This is a genomic window from Paenibacillus sp. J31P316 (genome assembly GCF_056269105.1).
Genome location: NZ_JBWDNI010000007.1, coordinates 59,273 through 78,834, shown reverse-complemented (window position 1 = coordinate 78,834; position 19,562 = coordinate 59,273). Strand labels below are relative to the sequence as shown.

At 59.9% G+C, this 19,562-nt stretch carries 16 protein-coding genes; 10 read left to right on the top strand and 6 right to left on the bottom strand.

From position 1 onward, the window contains the following. Nucleotides 1–82: 82 nt before the first annotated feature. Together AC0YNU_RS20640 and AC0YNU_RS20635 are read left to right on the top strand one after the other, a co-directional pair. Entirely contained in the window at nucleotides 83–940 is an 858-nt protein-coding gene (locus tag AC0YNU_RS20640) for an ankyrin repeat domain-containing protein (protein ID WP_475760098.1), read from the top strand. Nucleotides 941–965: 25 nt separating this feature from the next. Next, nucleotides 966–1,352: an ankyrin repeat domain-containing protein gene (locus tag AC0YNU_RS20635; protein WP_475760096.1), complete on the top strand. Its 387-nt coding sequence runs from the start codon at nucleotides 966–968 to the stop codon at nucleotides 1,350–1,352. A gap of 175 nt (nucleotides 1,353–1,527) precedes the next feature. On the opposite strand, the gene AC0YNU_RS20630 is transcribed toward AC0YNU_RS20635, so the two are convergent. Together AC0YNU_RS20630 and AC0YNU_RS20625 are read right to left on the bottom strand one after the other, a co-directional pair. Then, nucleotides 1,528–2,667: an extracellular solute-binding protein gene (locus AC0YNU_RS20630; RefSeq protein WP_475760094.1), complete on the bottom strand. Its 1,140-nt coding sequence runs from the start codon at nucleotides 2,665–2,667 to the stop codon at nucleotides 1,528–1,530. A gap of 2 nt (nucleotides 2,668–2,669) precedes the next feature. Beyond that, nucleotides 2,670–4,511: an RNA polymerase sigma factor gene (locus AC0YNU_RS20625; RefSeq protein ID WP_475760092.1), complete on the bottom strand. Its 1,842-nt coding sequence runs from the start codon at nucleotides 4,509–4,511 to the stop codon at nucleotides 2,670–2,672. 321 nt (nucleotides 4,512–4,832) lie between these two features. On the opposite strand from AC0YNU_RS20625, the gene AC0YNU_RS20620 reads away from it, so the two are divergent. Beyond that, a complete protein-coding gene (locus AC0YNU_RS20620; protein WP_475760090.1) occupies nucleotides 4,833–5,954 on the top strand; it encodes a tyrosine-protein phosphatase in 1,122 nt (373 codons plus the stop codon). Nucleotides 5,955–6,412: 458 nt separating this feature from the next. On the opposite strand, the gene AC0YNU_RS20615 is transcribed toward AC0YNU_RS20620, so the two are convergent. The 4 genes from AC0YNU_RS20615 to AC0YNU_RS20600 form a co-directional block, all read right to left on the bottom strand. Next, nucleotides 6,413–7,108 (bottom strand): hypothetical protein, encoded by a 696-nt coding sequence (locus tag AC0YNU_RS20615; protein WP_475760088.1) that lies wholly within the window; start codon nucleotides 7,106–7,108, stop codon nucleotides 6,413–6,415. A 125-nt stretch (nucleotides 7,109–7,233) separates the two neighbouring features. Further along, nucleotides 7,234–8,046, bottom strand: a complete 813-nt coding sequence (locus AC0YNU_RS20610; RefSeq protein ID WP_475760086.1) for a phytanoyl-CoA dioxygenase family protein — start codon at nucleotides 8,044–8,046, stop codon at nucleotides 7,234–7,236. A gap of 223 nt (nucleotides 8,047–8,269) precedes the next feature. Beyond that, complete coding sequence (locus AC0YNU_RS20605) at nucleotides 8,270–9,925, bottom strand: fibronectin type III domain-containing protein (protein WP_475760084.1); 1,656 nt, start codon at nucleotides 9,923–9,925, stop codon at nucleotides 8,270–8,272. Nucleotides 9,926–10,088: 163 nt separating this feature from the next. Then, nucleotides 10,089–10,961, bottom strand: a complete 873-nt coding sequence (locus tag AC0YNU_RS20600) for an AraC family transcriptional regulator (protein ID WP_475760082.1) — start codon at nucleotides 10,959–10,961, stop codon at nucleotides 10,089–10,091. Between the two features lie 153 nt (nucleotides 10,962–11,114). Between AC0YNU_RS20600 and AC0YNU_RS20595 the strand changes: the two genes are divergently transcribed. The 7 genes from AC0YNU_RS20595 to AC0YNU_RS20565 all read left to right on the top strand — a co-directional run bounded on the left by AC0YNU_RS20595 (nucleotide 11,115) and on the right by AC0YNU_RS20565 (nucleotide 19,559). Continuing rightward, on the top strand, nucleotides 11,115–11,912 hold the full coding sequence (locus AC0YNU_RS20595) for an HpcH/HpaI aldolase family protein (protein ID WP_475760081.1): 798 nt from the start codon (nucleotides 11,115–11,117) through the stop codon (nucleotides 11,910–11,912). 612 nt (nucleotides 11,913–12,524) lie between these two features. Then, nucleotides 12,525–13,982, top strand: a complete 1,458-nt coding sequence (gene aldA / locus AC0YNU_RS20590; protein ID WP_475760079.1) for an aldehyde dehydrogenase — start codon at nucleotides 12,525–12,527, stop codon at nucleotides 13,980–13,982. Nucleotides 13,983–14,115: 133 nt separating this feature from the next. Next, nucleotides 14,116–15,153, top strand: coding sequence for a Gfo/Idh/MocA family protein (locus AC0YNU_RS20585; protein ID WP_475760077.1), 1,038 nt, complete (start codon nucleotides 14,116–14,118; stop codon nucleotides 15,151–15,153). Beyond that, nucleotides 15,146–15,466 carry an L-rhamnose mutarotase gene (locus AC0YNU_RS20580; protein WP_475760075.1) on the top strand — a complete coding sequence of 107 codons (321 nt, stop codon included), beginning with the start codon at nucleotides 15,146–15,148 and terminating at the stop codon, nucleotides 15,464–15,466. The genes AC0YNU_RS20585 and AC0YNU_RS20580 overlap by 8 nt, the downstream gene beginning before the upstream one ends. Nucleotides 15,467–15,527: 61 nt before the next feature. Then, the gene (locus AC0YNU_RS20575) at nucleotides 15,528–16,568 is read left to right on the top strand and encodes an NAD(P)-dependent oxidoreductase (RefSeq protein ID WP_475760073.1); all 1,041 of its coding nucleotides are present in this window, start codon (nucleotides 15,528–15,530) and stop codon (nucleotides 16,566–16,568) included. Nucleotides 16,569–16,582: 14 nt separating this feature from the next. Continuing rightward, on the top strand, nucleotides 16,583–17,398 hold the full coding sequence (locus tag AC0YNU_RS20570; RefSeq protein WP_475760071.1) for a phytanoyl-CoA dioxygenase family protein: 816 nt from the start codon (nucleotides 16,583–16,585) through the stop codon (nucleotides 17,396–17,398). A gap of 64 nt (nucleotides 17,399–17,462) precedes the next feature. Beyond that, on the top strand, nucleotides 17,463–19,559 hold the full coding sequence (locus AC0YNU_RS20565) for a D-apionate lactonase family protein (RefSeq protein WP_475760069.1): 2,097 nt from the start codon (nucleotides 17,463–17,465) through the stop codon (nucleotides 19,557–19,559). The last annotated feature ends 3 nt before the right edge of the window (nucleotides 19,560–19,562 follow it).

The window sequence follows — 19,562 nt, the reverse complement described above, 5'->3', positions numbered from 1 at the left end:
CATTACACGCTGCGTTTGCTATTGTAATTTTGTAATAAAAATTACAACTAATGCATTTCGCAGAAGTACGGGAGCGACGACTATGGCAGCTAAGAAGAAAAGCATGGTACTCTCCGTCCGGCTGAGCGGCGACGCGCTCGAAGCGGTCGATTTGCTCGTGGAGGCCGGATTGGAGTCGAACCGGTCCAGAGCGGTCGCGCACTTGCTAGCCGTCGGCATCGGCGCCTCGGAGGACCTGCTGGGCAAGGCGCGGTCGTTGGCCGACCAAGTGAAACGGCTGCGCAGCGAGATGGTCGAGGCGGTCAAGGAGGGGCGGGCCGATACGGTGTCCGCCTTGCTGCAGCAGGACGCCTCGCTGGCGAACGCCCGCAACGACAGCGGGGAGACGGCGGTGCTGATGGCCGCCTATTACCGGTCTTCGGCGATCAAGGAGCTGCTGCTCGACCACGGCGCGGAGCTCGGAGCCTTCGAGGCCGCCGCCGTCGGCAGCACACGGCGGGTCGCAGATTGGCTGGCGATATCGCCGGAGCTGATCGGCGCTTACAGCAACGACGGATTTACGCTGCTCGGGCTGGCGGCGCATTTCGGCAGCGAAGAGACGGCGCAGTTCCTCCTCGAGAAGGGGGCGGACGTCAACGCGCGCAGCCGCGACGGCAATTTGAACAACATGGCGATTCATGCGGCGATCGCGGGTAATTACGAACGTATCGTCAGGATGCTCCTCGAGCAGGGCGCGGATGTTCATGCGGTATGCGAAGGGAAATGGCGGCTTGGGTATACGCCGCTGCATGTGGCGGCGTATTTCGGTCGCAGCGCGATGATCCCGCTGCTGCTCGAAGCGGGCGCCGACCGCGCCGCGCTGACGGACGAAGGGCGAACCGCCGCCGAGCTGGCCGTCATGCGGGAGCATCCGGCTACGGCAGCTTTATTGCAAGTCTAATCCAACTTAAGGGAGAAGATCGCACATGGAGCCAAGACAAGGAATCGCACCGGAGCTGGTCAAGGAGTTCGTAGGCAATGCGCATGGAGATTTGAACCGCGTCCAGGAATTGCTGGCGCAGGAGCCGGGCTTGCTGAACGCAGCCTGGGACTGGGGCGGAGGAGACTGGGAGACGGCGCTTGGCGCGGCGGCCCATACGGGCAGCCGGGATATTGCGCTGTTCTTATTGGAGCGGGGCGCGCGGCTCGACGTGTTCGCGGCCGCGATGTTGGGCAAGCTTGAGATCGTCAAAGCGATGATCGCCGACCAGCCGGCGCTGAAGGATGCCCACGGCCCGCACGGCATTCCGCTTCGCGCGCATGCGCAGGCAGGCGGCGAGGACGCGTCCGGCGTGATTGCTTTTCTGCAATAGGCTTCGTCTGTGCGTACCTTGCACGATCGATATCGCGTACACATAAAAGAGCTGTCCAAGCGACCATGATCATGGCCCGCGGACAGCTCTTTTTCATTCATGTTCACTCAAGGAATCATGTTCACGCCAGGAAATCTTGGAATCCTCGATTTGTGCCTATCTATTTGCCGTACCTCTACGCGAAGCGCGTCCACGATTGAATCGTCTGCGCGATGTCCGCGTCTCCGGCGATCATCCTGCGAATGTCCTCATTAATCAGCTGCCGGGATGCATTCCATTTCTCGTTGACGTAGAAGCTGCTGATCTGCACATGGTCAAGCTCTTCGATATACCTGGACCAGATGCGATGCTCCGTCATGCCGCTCCGATCCGCAATGGACCTCGTAATCGGCAATGTCCAGGCTTGGCGGAACGATTCGGGACGACCTGTGACGTAGTGGCGAATGAACGACCAAGCCAGATCGGGATGCGTGGATTTGCTCGTGATGCCGGCAGCCCCTAAATAAATCATGTTCGCCGACTTCCCGCCAGGCATATGGGGCAGTCCGACCACGCCGAACTTCTCGTCCAGCCCATGATGAATCAGGTTGCCTGCATACCAGGTAAAGCCGAACGTGATCGCGAAGCCCTCGTGCAGATCGCCGGCCTCGGACGGCTCGCCCGGATTGCGGATGACGCGGTGCTTGCGATAGGCGTCGATCAGCAATCGGAACGTTTCGCTGACCTCCGGCCGGTCGACATAACCGTTCGCCGTCTTGCCGTCCTCCGAAGTATAGCGGCCTCCGCTTCGCATGACGAACGGCTCGAACTCCTCGATATCCACGCCGAACCCGAATCCGAATTGCCGGGCAACGCCGGCCTCGTTCCGGATGGTCAACTGCTTCGCTAATGCGATCATCTCGTCCCAGGTCCAGTCTTCGCGCGGGTACGGAAGTCCCGCGCGGTCGAACATCTCCTTGTTGTAAATGATTAGCGGCAGCGCAACGTCGACGGGGAGGCCCGGAAGCGTACCGTCCTTGCAGGCGACGCGCATGATGCCGGGATGGAGATCCTCCCGGAGCCCCGGCGTCTCGTCGACATATGGGAGGAGATCAACGAACATGCCCGGATCGTTGAAGAGTTTCCAGCCGCCGGATTCTATGATATCCGGCGCTTCGTCCGATCGATACGCCTGCAGGGACTCGTAATGATCGGCCGACTGCTCGATGATGACTTCCATGCCCGGATGCTCGCGTTCGAATGAAACTTTGGCATCCATGAGATTGTGCAACTGCTGAAATTCCGTTCGAAACACCAATTGAATCGTCTCACCCATGGTCAGATCTCCTCCACTACGGTTAGATAGGCGATTTCCAAATATTCGATCGCGGCGGCCTCGAAGGTTTTGGCCCTCTCCAGCAAACCGGCGCAGCGCTCACTCTGATCCGCCGTCAGCATTGCCGCCCCCCGCACGAACGGCACCAGCTCACGTAATTCCCGAAGTGCTTCGGCGGTTTGCTCGTAGGCTTCCGAAGCGAGCAGCGTCAAGCGCATGGCTTCTCCCTCCAAGGGCAGCCCGCGCAAATATTGCGCCGCCGTCTGTTTCGTGTCGGCATAAACGGAAGCGAGCTGTCCCATACCGTACCGGTTCGGGGGCGCCCCGGGACCTTGCCGCATATGGCGGATCCAGCAGTCGTATGCGGCGAGCCCGTACGTATAGCACAGATAGCCCGTCATGGGGCGGTACTTGCCGCCATATCTTGCGAGCGCCGCCGCGGTTCGTACGGCTTCCAGCGCATGCAGCGTCTCGGGCTTACCGCCGAGCAGACGCTCCGTCCCCGCGGCCGAATCGCCGGCGGGCCGCTCCAGCTTCCCGTCGATGCCGGCCAAGTATCGGACCGGGTTGCCGGCGACGTCGTCGTAGGACAGCGTTTTGCCGCCCGGAAGCATGCAGTCGGTCGCGTATACCTCCCGTCTATCGTCGTCGTAGCCGTACAGCAGCGACCATTCATGGACGTGAGGGCTGGTCGCCGCCGTATCGAAATAAAGCACCGGTTTGCCGAGATCGATGTACTTCCGGATAAACGGCAGCACGGCCTCCTCGATCGGCAGCACGACCGGGAACCGCTCCACCGCGCCGAGCAGCGGTACTGGCGTGCACGACAGCTGTCCGCACAGCAGCGTAACGGCGTATCCGACCTGCTCCATGAGCGAGCGCAGCTCCTCCCGCCAGTCGAACATGTAGATGCCGTCGCCATAAGTCGTTTTGTCGGACAGCTGCATGCGGAACGCAAAGCCCGACATGCCCATCAGCGCCGCCGTATCGCGCCGATCGCCGATGGCGGCCAGCATATGGCCGATGCGGTCGATAAACGTAAATTGCGTTGCCGCATGCGCCGGCCACTCGGGCAGTTCAAGCCGTTTTTCTCGATTCTTCAATCCTCTCTCCTCCTTGTCGTGCAGGAGGCCGAGCGATACGCGGATATGCGCTTCGCGGAGCTTGCGGCGGGATCGGTAGATGTACGTGTAGATGGATCCCGTCGTCATCTGGTACATGTCGGCGATTTCCTCCGGGGTGAGCTGCCGGAAGAAGTACGCCTCGAAGATGCTCCGCTCCTTGCGGCTCAAGCAGTGCATCAGCGCATGGATGGTCTCGAACAGCTCCTTGCGCATCAGATGTTCCGCCGGGTCCTGCTCCTTCAGGGAAGCGTTCGTCGCCGAACGGGTGAGGTGGAAGAGGATGCCGTCCAAGTCGTCCCAATGAACGGCGTCATGTCCGCCTTCCGTCCCGCCGCCCGAGCCCCCGGAAGCCCCGAAGGCAGCAAAAGGCCGCTCGCGCTTGTAGGGACCGCCGCGCCGCAGGCGCATATGCGCCTGGTTGCGCACGATACGATGCAGCCAGGGCAGGAATCGGCTCGTATCCGACAGCGAACCGACATGCAGAAATGCCCGTATGAGCGCATCCTGCACGACATCGTCCGCCAGATAAGGATCTCCCGTCAGCCGCTGCGCCCAGGAGCGGGCTTGGCTGCGGTGCTGCTCGATCAGCTCGCCGAATGCTTCCGTATCGCCGTGCTTCGCTCGCTCCACCAGCTCGCGGTGCATGATTTCGTCGTTCTTCGTAGATTCCTTCCCGGCAAGGCTTTCTTTTGCCGCGCCGCCTGCATCGTACATGCTCATCGCTAACCTCCGCGTATTCATTCGTCCTCGTAAGGAGTGATGCCGGCGGCGGAACCGTTTTGAACAAAAAGTTCCACGATTTTCAAAATCAACTATATCGTAGTGTATCATTCGTTCTCGAATCTGCGGAAGAGGGCAGAAAGGCAGGAGGCGCTGAATAGTGAACGTATAGGCAAACGAGGTAAATATGGATGTTTTTGTTGTTTTCGATAGATTAATATTTTATTCATAATTCCTTAACACCCGGCGAACAGTGGATTCGTATACTTTGGACGAAACGAAAGCGAATCTATAAACTACTATTCCTGGGAGGAATACCACGTGTCCAAAGTAACATCCGTATCCGCAGCCGTAATCGGCGCATCCATCCTGCTGTCCGCAGCGCTTCCATTATCCGCATCCGCAGCCGCTGCGTCGCCAAGCGCGAAAATTGGACAATTCCAATCCGCTTCCGTCGAGCGCAACGCCAAAGGACAGCTCGTTCTGCACTGGAAGACGGACGCGAACCTGGGCGCGGCCAAGATTTACTGGAGCACCTCCCCCGACAATATCGAGAAGAACGGCAAGCTGCTTGCCAAAACATATACGAGCTTCGGCGGTTACGTCGCGGCGGATCCCAAGCCGGGCGATCGCGTGTACTTCCTGGTCAAAGGCGGCAACGGCGATACGATTACTTCGGCGGAGCGCAAAGTGAACCTGCAGGGCGCATTTAATTTCCGCGACCTTGGCGGCTATAAGACGACCGACGGCCATACCGTCAAATGGGGCAAGCTGTACCGCGGGGAAGAGCTGGGGCACCTGACCGGCGCGGATCTCGCTTCTATCCAGCGCATGGGCATCAAGACGGATGTCGACTATCGCACCGATGCGGAAGTGAAGGCGATGCCGGATCCGACGATCGCCGGCGTGAGCTACGTGCGTACGGACGAAGGCAATCCGGGCGCTGGCTATAACATGAACGATATGATCGCTTCGGGCATGCTCAAGGACGAAGCGTCCGCCGTGCAAATGATGGTGGCCGGCAATAAATCGATGGTCGACAGCCCGAAATTTTTCGTGCAGCTGATGGAGTTGCTGAACGATCCGAATAACGCGGCGCTCGTTCAGCACTGCACGGCCGGCAAGGATCGTACGGGCTTGGGCTCCGCGATCATCCTGCTGACGCTCGGCGTGGACGAGCAAACGGTCATGAACGACTACCTGCTCAGCAACGTTTACCGTGCGGATGCGAACAAAGCGGCAATCGCCGGCTTGAAGACGCAAATTTCCGACGAGAACGTCATTGCGGCTTTGACGGCGCTGATGGACGTGCAGAAGGAATTCTTGCAGGCTTCCTTCGACGAGATGAAAGCCAAGTACGGCTCCATCGACGCCTTCATCGAGAAAGGTCTTGGCGTGACGCCGGCGGAGCGCGCGAAGCTGAAGGCTATGTACCTGGAATAGTCTCGATCTCGATCGATCGGTAGGCGGAACCAGAAACATGAAGGGAAACGAGAAACGGGAGGTCCTCTTTACGAGGATCTCCCGTTTTGTCCGTTGGTCCGTAGTCCATTACAAGAGCGACATTAGCTAGCAGCGAGGAATGATCACTGCGTCATCACGGCAACCGTAGAGCATTTGTTGTTTCAGTAGATTGGTTTGGCAAAATAACTGCGTCTATGCAGTTATTTACTTGGAATGCGGCCCATAAAGCAAAATAGATGCAACTATGCATTTATTCCCACTAACTTGTGAGAAACATAGAGGAATGAAGTGGAATAAGTGCATATTTACAGTTATTTTGGCTCTGAGAGAGGTTCTGGGGCGAAATAAATGCACATTTGCAGTTATTTTATTCATACGGGAGCCGAGTGCCGCTCTTAGAGCGGCGTTGATAAGGCGAAGGTTAACTGCCGGCGCGTTCAGTTCGCCTCGTCATCCGATTCTCCAGGCGAAACTCCTGAACCGGCCCTCTGCAGCGCGTCGTCCAGCACGCTCCGATACAGGGGGACATCCGGCTGCTGCTGGGCCAGCTGCTCGTAATAGTACGCGACTTTGCTGAAATAGTACGGGTACGCGTCCACGGCCGGCACGAGTCCGTTTATTTCCCAGCGATAGGTCTCGATGCGGTACGATTGGTCCGATTCCTGCAGCCAGAGCGCCAGCTCGCATTTGCCGTCCGGCCCGTTCGCGTCCGGCATATCCTCGATTTCGAGCCAGTCGTACGTGATCCCGTCCGGAACGATGCGCGACAAGCCCGCGCCCGTCCACTGCAGAATGTCCAGCTCGACCTCGCCGTCCTCGTGCTGCCAGCCGATCAGGAGGCTGTTCTGCCCGGCTCTGGCGACCGGGGCCGCGGCCATGTCCGCGACATAGACGCCTTTGCCGTTCGCGTGCGCGAACATATGCCAGTTGTGGCCGCCGGCATTCTTCAGCACGATGAGATTCTGCTCGCCTTGATAGCGGTACAGCGCGATCAGCTCGACATTGTAATCGTAATCGATATCGGCGAACAAGACGGCCGGCATGCCCGCGTGCCGCGATAGCGTGGCCAGCTCCGCGCCGAATGGAATGAATGGCTGAACGATCGATACCGCGTATTGGACATTGTTATTCATCCGGATGATTCCCTCCGTTTCAATGGCATTCAAGACAGCATATGCCGGGGAAAAGGGGTACATGTCACCGGGGGAATTTGAATCGCTTCAAGGGGAGCAGCCTGCAATTTCCGCCTGCTGCCCGACTACACTTTGAGATATTGAAACGCCGGTTTATCCTTCGTTACCGCGTCCCAGTCCCACAGATGCATGAACTGCTCGAGATGCTTCATCCGTTCGGGCGTGGCCGACTCCAGCATCGCATCGCCATAATAACGGCTGACGTTGGCGCCGACATGCGGCAAAATCATTTTGCGCAGAAATCCGATATCCTCGTCCTTGTACCGCTCGCACATGTTCATGGTGAACATCCGGCGCTTGGTGCCGCCGCCCCAGGCGGAGTGGAAGGTGCGATGGTTGAAAATCAGCAGGTCGCCGGGCGTCACGTCCAGCACCTGCGCCGGGATCTCGGACCCCGGAATTCCGAAATGCCCTTCGGGATTGCGCAGCGTCCGCATGAGATCCAGCGCGTAGCGGTCGGTCTCGCGATGGCTGCCCGGCACGACGCGCAGCGCGCCGTTCGAGCCGCCCAGCTCGTCGAGGTAGAAGGCCAGCTTGATATGCGTGTACTTCGGCTCGTTACCGTCCGGATGCCAAGGCGTATCGCCCGTGTAATAGTTGCCGTCGCTGCCCCAATAGTTGAAGTCGTCCCCAATCAGCGAGGAGGCGGCGCCCACGATGCGCGGATCGTCCAGCAGGCCGGACAGGTAGTAGCTCGAATCGACGCAGGGAACCATCAGTCTTTTGGTGCCGTCATGGAGGCCCATGACCTTCTCGTACGCCTGCAGCACTTGCTCGAAATGCGACGTGATCGTCTCGATCTCGTCCTTGAAGAGTCCCGGCAGTTTAAGAAAGCCGAATACGTTGAAAAAATCCACCTGCTGCCGCGAAAGCCTCATCGTGTCGCTGTCCCCTCTCTCAACCTCGTATGCACGCCATAGGATTGAAAATCAATGCTAGTATAGCGCCATTTCATCGCTTGTCAATTGGTGGAATTGACATGGGCTGGAATTTTATTTTGGAACGAGAGAAACCCCGCGTCTTCGGCGAGACACGGGGTTTCTTCGAGTCGATCGTTTTGCCGCATGATTATTTTCGCCTGTCCGTTCCTCGTATGATCGCTTAGCGATAGGAAGGCGTCAGCGCCGTCCCGCCGAGGCCGGTCGGTGCCGTGCTGGACTTCGAGAGATAGATTTTATCGATCTTCGCGCCGTCTTCGCGCACTTTAACGTACAGCGTGTGCGTGCCGGACGGGATGGAGACGGTGCTCGTTTTCTTCCAGATCCAAGAATTGTTGGACGAGGTCGTCACCTGCAGATTGCTGCCGCCGTCCACCGCGACATTGAAGCTGTCGGAGCTGCTGTCGGGGCCGCTGCCGAGCACGTGCACGTAGAAGGAGCCGCCGTTCGCCACGTCGATGCTGTAGGCGATGAGGTTCGTGTCCGCGTTGCCGGAGCCGTTCGACGTCTCCATGTCTTGGCTGCCGGAGCAGACGGAGCAGGATGCGGCCGCGAAATTCCCGTTCTTCGACGTGTAGGCTTCCGCTTCGATATAAGCGCCCGTGCTGCCGTTGATCGAATAGTACAGGATGCCGCCGCTGCCTGCCGGCTGCGTCGTTGCGCTTGCCGTGCTGCTTGCCGCGGAGACGTTGTTCGCCGCGTCCTTCGCTTTCACGTAGTAGCTGTACGCGGTCGAAGCGGTCAGGCCCGTGCTGCTATAGGTCGTACCGGTCGTAGAGCCGAGAAGCAGACCGTTCTGGTACACATCGTATCCCGTAACCCCGACGTTGTCCGTCGCTGCGGTCCAGGCCAGGTTGATTGCGCTGCTGGACGCAGCTGCGGCCGTCAGGCCGGCCGGCGCGGACGGGGCGGTCGTATCCGGCGCCTGCGGCGCTGGCGCGTAACGATCGATAATCTGGCTCGTGCGCAGCAGATCCTGCTCGACGAGCCAGCCCTTATCGCGAAGCAGATCGATGAGTTCGGCGCGGTCGGCGCTCGCTTCGCTGAAGCTGTCCGTCTTGAACGAAGCTTCGACCCAATATTCATTGCCTGTCTTGGCTTCATTGATGACCGTCCATACCTCGATGTCAAGGTCGAGGTCATTGAACTCGCCGGTATAACGCTTGAAGTCCACCGGTCCGTACACGACGGAGGCATTCAGTTGGTTCGTGCCCCAGCCGGTGCTAGTCCAATTCTTGAATTTCGTCGGCGCATTGCTGTTCGAGACGGTGCGGGAAACGGTTTGGTCCGGCATCTTCAAACCGCTGCCGCTGGAACCGGATACCGTGACGTCCTTCTCGTACTGGACGCTCAGCGTCTGCTGCGAATAGCCCCAGTCGACTTGGAAATCGAAGCCGGACGAGGAGTCGAGCCCTTCGTTTGCCGCCTGCGTCAGCGCCGCGTTAATATTGCCGCCGGTGACGGGATATCGCTTCTTGAATTGAATCTCATGCGTGCTCTGGTCGTCGCGCTTGCGGATGCGGTCGCCCCAGCCTGCCGTCTGCAGGTCCTGTTGAGCAGTATCCATGTACTGCACCCTGTATTTTTTGACGGAGGTGCCGGTACCGAACTCGCTGCGTACGGCGCTGGTCAAGTTTTGGCTGGCATCCAGTACCGCTGCAGGGTTCAAGGTCAGTTTCACTTCGTAGTTGGGCGTGCCATTGGCAGCGTAAGCATGCTTGGGCGCCGTCAACGGAACCGCGGCCAGCGTCAAGGCAAGCGTGCCGAGCGCGGCGGTTTTGAAGACATTCGAGAACGGGGCGATTCGATTCTTGTACACGAATTCATCTCCTCAAGTCAAAGTGTCATTCCATGCGAGAGTATAACGATGGAATATACAGGAAACGTCAACGGGAGATTGAGATTTCGTGAATGGACCGAGACGCGTTCAGCGTTCGGAGAGACATAACTGGAATCGCAGCGGGGCAATCGATCTGACACCGTCAAACCCCGTCCGCGTACAATCTATATTTCAACGGCGTCACGCCCGTCAGCTTCTTGAAGTCGCGGATGTAGACGTTGACGTTCTCGAAGCCGACCTCGTAGGCGACATCGGAGACGGATTGAAGGGTCTTCTTCAATAGATGCTTCGAGCGGTCGATCCGCAGGCGCATGAGATATTCCTGCGTGGAGGTGCCCGTCATCCGTTTGAACAAGCGGGAGAAGTAGCTTTCGTTGAACCCCGCGTTCCGCGCGACCTCCGCGACGCTGAAATCCCCGCGTCCCAGCTGCGTTTCCATGAAGGCAATCGCTTCCTCAATCACCTGCTGGTGATAGTCCGACTTGCGCGCGTTCCCGTGCATGCCCCGGTTCAGCGAGAGCTCCGTCAGAATGCGCATTATGAGGGCCGGAATCGCCAGATCGCTGCGATGGTCGCCGTCCTCGACGCATTTCATCAGCTTGTCGAAGCAGTAATTGAATTCCGAGGAATGCTGCAGGATGACCGGCTGCAGGCCGCTCGGGTTAATGGTTTCGTAGAAGGCCGGACAGCCCGTGCCCTTGATATGCATGAACCGGTATTTCCACGTGCCCGTCGCACCGGTGTGGTAGCGGTGGGAGCCGCCACAGTGGATGAGCACCGCTTGGTTTCTCTCCAGCACATAGCGTTTGCCCTCGTAATGGAGCACCCCGCTGCCCGATTCCGTGTAGATGATCTGGTAGTTTTTCTGCTTCTCGCGCTCCGTATAGAATTTTGCGGCAAAGTGGACATGGCCGATCGTGCAAAGCTGGTACGGAAGCTTGCTGGAGACAGGGAGCGGCGTGAAGGGAATGATGACAGGTTCCGCGATATTGTCGAAAAAAAACGTCGTTTTCATCTTCGAACACCGTCCGTTCATAAAGTCATATTTCGTATAGAACAGGTAAAGCAGGGTCAATGACTCCGTTCATGAAAGCGCTACAATTTAAGTATATACGCAAGATGCCAAGCAGCGAAATATCGTTTTGAGCATAAAGGAGGAGGAACCCGGTTGACACAGCAGGAGGGAGCGCGCAATCCGCTGCGCCGCAAATTGCAAGCGAAGCAGCAGACGCTTGGCGTATGGGTGACGCTGGAGAGCCCGTCGATTACGGAAGCGGCGATCATGATGGGCGCAGACTGGATCTGCGTCGATATGGAACACGGACATTTAGGACTGAAGGAAGTCATGGAGCATGTCAGAACGGTGCGCGGCTCGAACACGGCGGCGCTCGTGCGGGTGCCGAGCATCGAACAGGGCATCGTGAAGCGGGTGCTCGACATCGGCGCGCACGGCGTGCTGCTGCCGCTCGTCCGCGGGCACGAGGACTTGGCTCTCGGCATGAGCTTCGCGCGTTATCCGATGCAGGGCGTGCGCGGCATCGGCGGCGAGCGGTCGGTGAAGTGGGGCATGGGGATGCAGGATTACCTTAAGGACGCAAACGAGGAAACGCTGGTCATTCCGCTGATCGAGACGCGGCAGGCCGTCGAGGACATCGACCGCATCCTGCAGGTGCCCGGGCTGGAAGCCATCTTCTTCGGTCCGGCCGACCTGTCGGCGACGTACGGTTACTTGGGCGATTGGGAAGGGCCGGGCGTGGCGGAGAAAATCCTTCACGTCCGCGAGACCGCCGAGCGCGCGGGCGTCGCCTCCGGCATCATGAGCATGAACGAGAGCGACGCGCAACTGAGGTACGGCCAAGGCTTCAACATGGTCGGGCTCGGCTCGGACCTCGGCCTGATGATCCGCTCCGCGGAAAGCGCAATGCGGAGGCTGGGGAGAGAGACGAAGCCGCATTTGTGGTTTTGAGGTGAATGGTTTGCGTAAGGTGATTGGTTTGCGTTCTCCGACGGAGGTCGGAGAATGCAGCATTCACCAGCTTCCTCGAAAGGGTCGGAGAATGCAGCATTCGCCAGCTTCGTGAGCATGGATTGGTTTGCGTAAGGTGATTGGTTTGCGTTCGCCGACGGAGGTCGGAGAATGCAGCATTCACCAGCTTCGTGAGCATGGATTGGTTTGCGTAAGGTGATTGGTTTGCGTTCGCCGACGGAGGTCGGAGAATGCAGCATTCACCAGCTTCGTGAGCATGGATTGGTTTGCGTTCTCCGACGGAGGTCGGAGAATGCAGCATTCACCAGCTTCCTCGAAAGGGTCGGAGAATGCAGCATTCGCCCGCTTCGTGAGCAAGGTCTGGGCGATTGGTTTGCATTCGCCGACGGAGGTCGGAGAATGGAGAAAAAGTGGACCGGAGGGCGGTTTGGAGTCGGAGAAGCGAAGCGGTTGCCTTTGTAGTCAGATTTCTACCTCTACTCACTTATATAATCGAGGAAATCTGGACTACAACAGCAATCGTAGACCCATACCGACCGCAGGTCCATGCCTTTGCCATAAGATTTTAATAAACCAAAAAGAGGTGTGCGCATGAGCAAAGAGACAAGATTCGCGAATTTTATCGGCGGCGCGTTCGTGGATTCGACGGCTTCCGGCACGATTGACGTCATCAACCCTTCGACGGGCGAGATCATCTCTCGCATTCCGGACAGCACGGTCGAGGAAACGCGGCATGCCATCGATGCGGCCGAGAGCGCGCAAGCGGCTTGGGCGAAGCGTCCGGCGATCGAACGCGCGGGCTACCTGCGCAAGATCGCGCAGAAGATCCGCGACAACGCCGACCGCTTGGCGCGCACGATCGCCGAGGAGCAGGGCAAGATCATGGGCCTCGCCACGGTGGAAGCGAACTTCACGGCCGACTACATCGACTACATGGCGGAGTGGGCGAGAAGGTACGAGGGCGAAATCATCCAGAGCGACCGCCCGAACGAGCATATTTTCATGTTCAAGATGCCGATCGGCGTCGTCGGGGGCATCCTGCCATGGAACTTCCCGTTCTTCCTGATCGCGCGAAAAATGGCGCCGGCTCTGCTGACCGGCAACACGATCGTCATCAAGCCGAGCGAAGAGACGCCGAACAACTGCTACGAATTCGCCAAGCTGGTGGCGGAGACGGACCTGCCTCCGGGCGTGTTCAACGTCGTGTTCGGACGCGGCGCGACGGTCGGCCAAGAGATCTCGGCGAACGCGAAGATCGGCATGATCAGCTTCACCGGCAGCGTCGACACGGGTTCGCGGATCATGGCAGCGGCTTCCCGCAATATCACGAAAGTATCGCTGGAGCTCGGCGGCAAGGCGCCGGCCATCGTCATGAACGATGCCAACCTGGATCTCGCGGCAAGAAGCATCCGCGATTCCCGCATCATCAATAGCGGCCAAGTGTGCAACTGCGCGGAGCGGGTGTACGTGCAGCGCAAAGCGGCGGATGAGTTCATCAGCAAGCTGGCGGCGGAGATGAGCAGCGTGCATTACGGCAACCCGCTGACCGACCTGACGGTCGACATGGGTCCGCTGATCAACGAGCAGGGTTTCCGCAAGGTCGAGTCGCTCGTTGCGGGCGCGCTTGGATCGGGCGCGCAGCTCGTGACCGGCGGCAAACGGGCCGACCGCGGCAGCGGCTTCTATTTCGAACCGACCGTGCTGACGGGCGTGAAGCAGGATTTCGAGATCATGCACAAGGAGATTTTCGGACCTGTGCTGCCGGTCGTCGTGTTCGACGATCTGGACGAAGCCGTCGCGATGGCCAACGACTCCGAGTACGGCCTCACGTCGTCGATCTACACGCAGAACCTCGACATCGCGATGCGGGCCTGCCGGGAGATCAAATTCGGCGAGACGTACGTCAACCGCGAGAACTTCGAAGCGATGCAAGGGTTCCACGCCGGCTGGCGCAAATCCGGCATCGGCGGCGCGGACGGCAAGCATGGCCTGGAGGAGTACCTGCAGACCCGGATGGTGTACATCCAATATGATCTCGGCAAGCAATAACAGGTTGTTGCCGCTCGGCATTAGGCCAGTGAGAGTACGTAGCGGCATTTCACGATAGGCAAGGCCCGCAAGCATCAGCTTCGGCTCCAGCTTGCGGGCCGACGCACGAGAACATTTGAAAGGAGACCGGCCGGTGAAGAAAACATGGAACGTATGTCTGGTGGGGATGGGCTACTGGTCGGATGTGCATTTTCGCGCATGGTTGTCGGTACCGAACGTGAGGATCGCGGCGATCGTCGACCGCAATCCGCCGAAGCTGGCCAAGAAAGCCGCCATGTACGGGTTGTCGGAGGCGCAGCTGTTCACGACGCTCCCCGCTGCGTTGGAGGCGGCGGAGATCGACATCGTCGACGTCATCACGCGTCCGGATTCGCATCTGCAGTTGACCGAGACGGCGGCGAGGGCCGGCAAGCATGTGCTCTGCCAGAAACCGTTCGCGCCGACGATCGAGGAATGCGAGCGCATGGTCGCGACCTGCCAGGAAGAAGGCGTGCGGCTGATGGTTGCGGAGGGCTGGCGGTGGCAGGGCCACTATTTGGCGATGAAGCGGGTGTTGGATAGCGGCGTGCTTGGCGAGGTATCGTACGCGAAGGTGAGCGCGAAGTGGTACTTCACGCCGCGTTTCGACGATCCGGCCAAGATGACGCAGCCGTATTTTCGCGAGATGGACCGCCTGCTGCTGTATGAGATGGGTCCGCATTATATCGACAGCTACCGTTCGTTATTCGGTGATCCCGAAGGCATTACGGCAGTCGTGAAGCGGGTCAGTCCGCATATCAAGGGCGACGATCTGGCGATTTTGATCCTGCATCACCCCGCCATGACGGGCATGATCGAAGCCAGTTGGGCGGCGCGCGAATTCCGCGACGGCGGCTACAACCAGCCGGACGGCGAGAATCTCATGGAATACGTCGTCATCGAGGGAAGCGACGCGACGCTGCGCCTGACGGCGGACGGCGAGATGTTCCTGCTGCGCACGGACGGAAGCGTCGAGCAGGTGCCCCGCGAACCGGAGGAGTTTCAGGAGAGCCATAACCGGCTGCACCGGCATTTTGTCGCAGGACTGGAGAGCGGCGCGCCGTTCGCCACGTCGGGCGAAGAGTATTTGAAGACGATGCGGATTATCGAGAAAGCATACCAAGTGGGAGAGAAGGTCGAACGTATTGGCTAAGCGGAGATATATGTTTTTCTACGAGTGCAAGCCGGGGTCCGAGGAGGAATATGCCCGCAGGCACGACAATGTATGGCCAGAGGTCATCGCCGCGCTCAAGTCGGCCGGCTTCAGCAACTTCGTGACGTTCATGAAAGGCAACAAGCTCTACGCCACGATCGAGAACGAGCGGGATTTTCACGAAGCATGGGCGGAGTTCCAAGCCGATCCCGGCACGCAACGCTGGGAGGCGTACATGTCGGAGGTGCTCGTGACGGACGTGACGACCGGCGGCATGGAAGTGCTGGATAACGTCGTTTTCCTTATGGAATAGAGGGCCTTGGCGGCCTGATTAATAGATGCAAAAGCAACCTATAGACGATGGAGGTGCACCCGTGGCGCAATTTCAGCTGGGACTGACGCGGGATTTTCTGAACGAACGGGGCGAGCCCGCTTTCGGATCGACGGGAACGAAGCTGCTCTCCGGCGAAGCGGGAATCGAGACCGCGTATTTCAACGAGCACGTCAATCCGGTGACGGCCGAGCAGCTGCGTGCCTACGACGGCATCATCAGCCTGACGCCGCGGTACGCCGCGGAAGCGCTGCAGGAGGCAGCCGATCGGCTGATCGTCATCGCGCGCTATGGCGTCGGCTACGACATGGTGGACGTGCAGGCTTGCACGGAAGCCGATATCGCGGTGACGATTACGCCGCAGGGCGTGCGCAAGCCGGTCGCGTACGCGATCATTACGCATCTGTTGGCGCTGGCGCACCGGTTGCCGGTCAAAGGCCGGCTCGTCCGCGAAGGACGCTGGAACGATCGGACCGATTATCCGGGGTACCGCATTACGGGGATGACGCTCGGCTCGATCGGCCTCGGCAACATCGCGCGTGAAATGTTCCGTATGGCCGCGGGCTTCGACATGCAGCACATCGCCTACGACCCGTTCGTAGACCCGGCCGTCGCGGCCGCTGCCGGCGTCGAGCTCGTCGATCTGCAGACGCTCTGCGAGCGTTCGGACTTCATGGCGGTGAACTGCTTCCTCTCCAAGGAAACGTTCCACCTCATCGGCGAGCCGCAGCTGCGCGCCATGAAGCCGAGCGCATTCCTCATCAATACGGCGCGCGGCGGCATCGTGGACGAGAAAGCGCTCATCCAAGCGCTCGAAGAGGGCTGGATTCGGGGGGCCGGGCTCGACGTGTTCGAGGAGGAGCCTTTCGTCAGCGATTCGCCGCTGAAACGGATGGACAATGTCGTCCTGACGCCTCACAGCGTGTGCTGGACATCGGAGATGTACGAAGGCCTGTGGCAAGAGACGACCCAGGCGATCAAGGACGTATCGCGCGGCCTGCTGCCGACGAACGTCGTCAACCGCGATGTGCTGACGCGGCCCGGCTTCTTGAAGAAGCTGGCGCGGTTCAACAATGAATCCTAGGAGGATCGGCGCCAATGAACGTGCAAGCCAACACGGATTCGAACAGTCCCGTATCGCAGGAACAGGTCGATTTCTACCAAACGAACGGCTTCGTTCAAGTGGACAATATCCTGATGCCTGAGGAATTAGCGGTGCTCCGGGAAATTACCGACGAGCTGATGAGCATGGACAACGATACGCTGCACCATAAGCCGGACCGACAAAGCCTCTATTTCAAAGTGCTGAACCAGCGCGTGAACGTATGGCGCGACCATGCCCGCTATGGCGCGTTTTCGTTCCATCCGCGGCTCGCGGAAGCAGCGCGACGCCTGCTGAGAGCGGACGCCGTCCGCTTCTTCCATGATCATGCTTTGATCAAGAACCCGAAGGATTCCAAGCCGACGGCCTGGCATCAGGATTTTCCGTCGTGGCCGATCAAGGAATCCGGGGCGATTTCGATCTGGATCGCGCTCGACGACGTCGACGAGAACAACGGCTGCATGATGTTCGTGCCGGGCTCGCACAAGGTCGGCAAGCTGAAGCCGCATGACCTGACGGAGCACATCGATCTGGACGATTTCGCGAAGGGCACGGACGCGGAGAAACGCAATCCCGTCATCTGCCGGATGAAAGCGGGCAGCTGCACGTTCCACGACGGCCTGACGTTCCATTACGCCCACGCCAACAACACGGATCGTCCGCGCCGCGCGTTGGCCATCATTTATTATCAAGACGGCGCGACCTATGACGGCAAGGCGCATCTAGTCACTGACGGCTATAACCACCAAGTCGGCGAGCCGCTGACCGGGGTGCTTCATCCGATTCTAGCCCGTCAGCCGCAGGCCGAGTAAGAAATAGCGGAAATAGGGATTCGTTAGCTGCTTTTGCAAGCATGAGAGAGGGGTGAAGAAGCGCATGAAGAACGAGGAAGCTCTATTCGGAGGCGCGGGGCTGATCCGCCCTTTGCGCCGGCTGCGCGCCGGACGGATGACCGCCGACTTCATGGAGGACGGATCCTTGAAATATATCCGGTACGGCTCGGTCGAGCTGCTCCGCCACTTGCATCCCACCTTGCGGGACCAGGATTGGGGCAGCGCGATCGGCAAAGTTTCGGAGCTGCGTTTTCATGAGGACGAGGATGCGGTACAGATTACGTATCGGTTAAATTACCGTGGCGGCGAAGTGGATTTCGGCTGCGCGATCATCATTCGGCTGTCTGCCATCGGCAGGGTGTCGATGTCGATGGACGGCGAGGCGAGAAACGCGTTCCGCAAGAATAGGCTCGGCTTCTGCCTGCTGCATCCCATGGACAGCGCGGGCGCCTGCGTCGAGGCGACGACGCCGGACGGTATCGTGCTCGGCCGTTTTCCGGAGCTCGTATCGCCGGGTGACCCTTTCACGGAGCTTAAAGGCATGCGGATTCATGCCGGCGGCGTGACGACGCATATCCGGTTTCTCGGCGATCTGTTCCAGACGGAGGATCAGCGGAATTGGACGGACGGTTCGTTCAAAACGTTCTGCACGCCGCTTCGGCTGCCGTACCCCGTCGTCATGCAGCAGGGAGCGAAAGTCATGCAGGCCGTGACGATCGACGTATCGGAGGATGCCGGTTCGCGGGGCGGTCAGCAAGCGCGCGACGCCGGAGGTGGTCGAGAGCGGTTGCACGCTGTCGTCCGAAGGGAGCAGGCCTCCGCGCTTCCGGCGCTCGGCACGCTGCTGCCTCCGATGGACGGCGCGCCGCCCGCGCGCGTGGTCGGCCGCCTAAGCGAGCTCGGTCTCTCGCAGCTGCGCTGCGAGGCGGAGCTGGCGCTGCCGGATTGGAAAGCGCGCGTAGGAGCGGCCGCTCAGCTTGCGCGGGAGCTCGGCATCGCCTACGAGCTGCAGCTGATCGCGGGCCCGGGCGAGGAGGCGCTGCGGGATGCTGCCGCGGCGATTGCCGGGCTGGCGCCCGCGCCGGTGCGCGTTGCCTTATTTCCGGCAGCGGCGCTGGACGTGCCGCAGACCGCTGCGGAGCTGTACGGCGCTTCGTTGAACGCATGCCGTTACGTCACGGACGACGGCATGGTGGCGCTGTTCAAACGGCTGCTGGACGAAGCGGGCGCCGAAGCAGGCGCAGGAGCAGGTGCAGGCACCGGGGCAGGCGTCGGGACAGATGCCTGCATTGAAGCGGCGGCGGGTTCCGAAACCGGAGCAGTCACCAGTGCAGTAGGCAGTGCAGGGGCAGGCATCGAAGTCGGCGGCGGCTCGCGCGGAAATTTCGCGGAGCTGAACCGGGTGGTGCTGCCCTTGGGGCTCTCCTGGGATTTTGCGGAGTTCGCGATCAATCCTCAGGTCCATGCCTCGGACTTGGCGTCCATTGCGGAGACGCTTCCCGCCCAAGGCGTCGTCTGCCGAACGGCGATGGCAGCAAGGCGAGACATGCCGGTGCGCATCGGCGCCGTAACGCTGAAGCAGCGCATGAATCCCTACTCGGCGGGCGAAGAAGGCGTCCAACGCTCGCGGGACCGCGGGAATCAGCTGGATCCGCGCCAGCCGTCGTCGTTCGCGGCGGCGTGGCTGATCGGCTCGGTTGCGCAGTTGGCGCGCGAGGGGATCGCCTCCGCCAATTATTTCGAAGCTTTCGGGCCGCTCGGCTTCATGCAAGAGGATGGCGAGAACGTATATCCGGCACACGCAGCTATGAAGCTGATCGGTGAGTTCAAGAACGGCGAGGCGCTGCAGGTCGATGGGCTGGACCCATCCCGCGTGGCAGCGCTGGGCCTTTGCAGGCAGGATCGTGTCGTCGTCCTGCTCGCGAATTTGACGGCCGACGAGCAGTCCGTCTTGATTGATTTGAGCGAATGGCAGCAGCCAATCGCGGCCATCTCGCGCCTGCGAGACGATGCGGTACAGCCAGCGTCCGCGGCTGCAGAGGAAAGCGCCGAGCGAAGCGGGGGGCAGAAACCTCTATCGCAGGATGGCCCCGTAACGCTTCAGCCGTTCGAAACGTACGTGATCGAATTTCGGGCTTAGCGA

Bases quoted from the DNA above. Each gene is read 5' to 3' on its own strand.
- AC0YNU_RS20615 (WP_475760088.1), bottom strand. From the start codon at position 7,108: ATGAATAACAATGTCCAATACGCGGTATCGATCGTTCAGCCATTCATT.
- AC0YNU_RS20610 (WP_475760086.1), bottom strand. From the start codon at position 8,046: ATGAGGCTTTCGCGGCAGCAGGTGGATTTTTTCAACGTATTCGGCTTT.
- AC0YNU_RS20600 (WP_475760082.1), bottom strand. From the start codon at position 10,961: ATGAAAACGACGTTTTTTTTCGACAATATCGCGGAACCTGTCATCATT.
- AC0YNU_RS20640 (WP_475760098.1), top strand. From the start codon at position 83: ATGGCAGCTAAGAAGAAAAGCATGGTACTCTCCGTCCGGCTGAGCGGC.
- AC0YNU_RS20625 (WP_475760092.1), bottom strand. From the start codon at position 4,511: ATGAGCATGTACGATGCAGGCGGCGCGGCAAAAGAAAGCCTTGCCGGG.
- AC0YNU_RS20570 (WP_475760071.1), top strand. From the start codon at position 16,583: ATGAACGTGCAAGCCAACACGGATTCGAACAGTCCCGTATCGCAGGAA.
- aldA (WP_475760079.1), top strand. From the start codon at position 12,525: ATGAGCAAAGAGACAAGATTCGCGAATTTTATCGGCGGCGCGTTCGTG.
- AC0YNU_RS20635 (WP_475760096.1), top strand. From the start codon at position 966: ATGGAGCCAAGACAAGGAATCGCACCGGAGCTGGTCAAGGAGTTCGTA.
- AC0YNU_RS20630 (WP_475760094.1), bottom strand. From the start codon at position 2,667: ATGGGTGAGACGATTCAATTGGTGTTTCGAACGGAATTTCAGCAGTTG.
- AC0YNU_RS20565 (WP_475760069.1), top strand. From the start codon at position 17,463: ATGAAGAACGAGGAAGCTCTATTCGGAGGCGCGGGGCTGATCCGCCCT.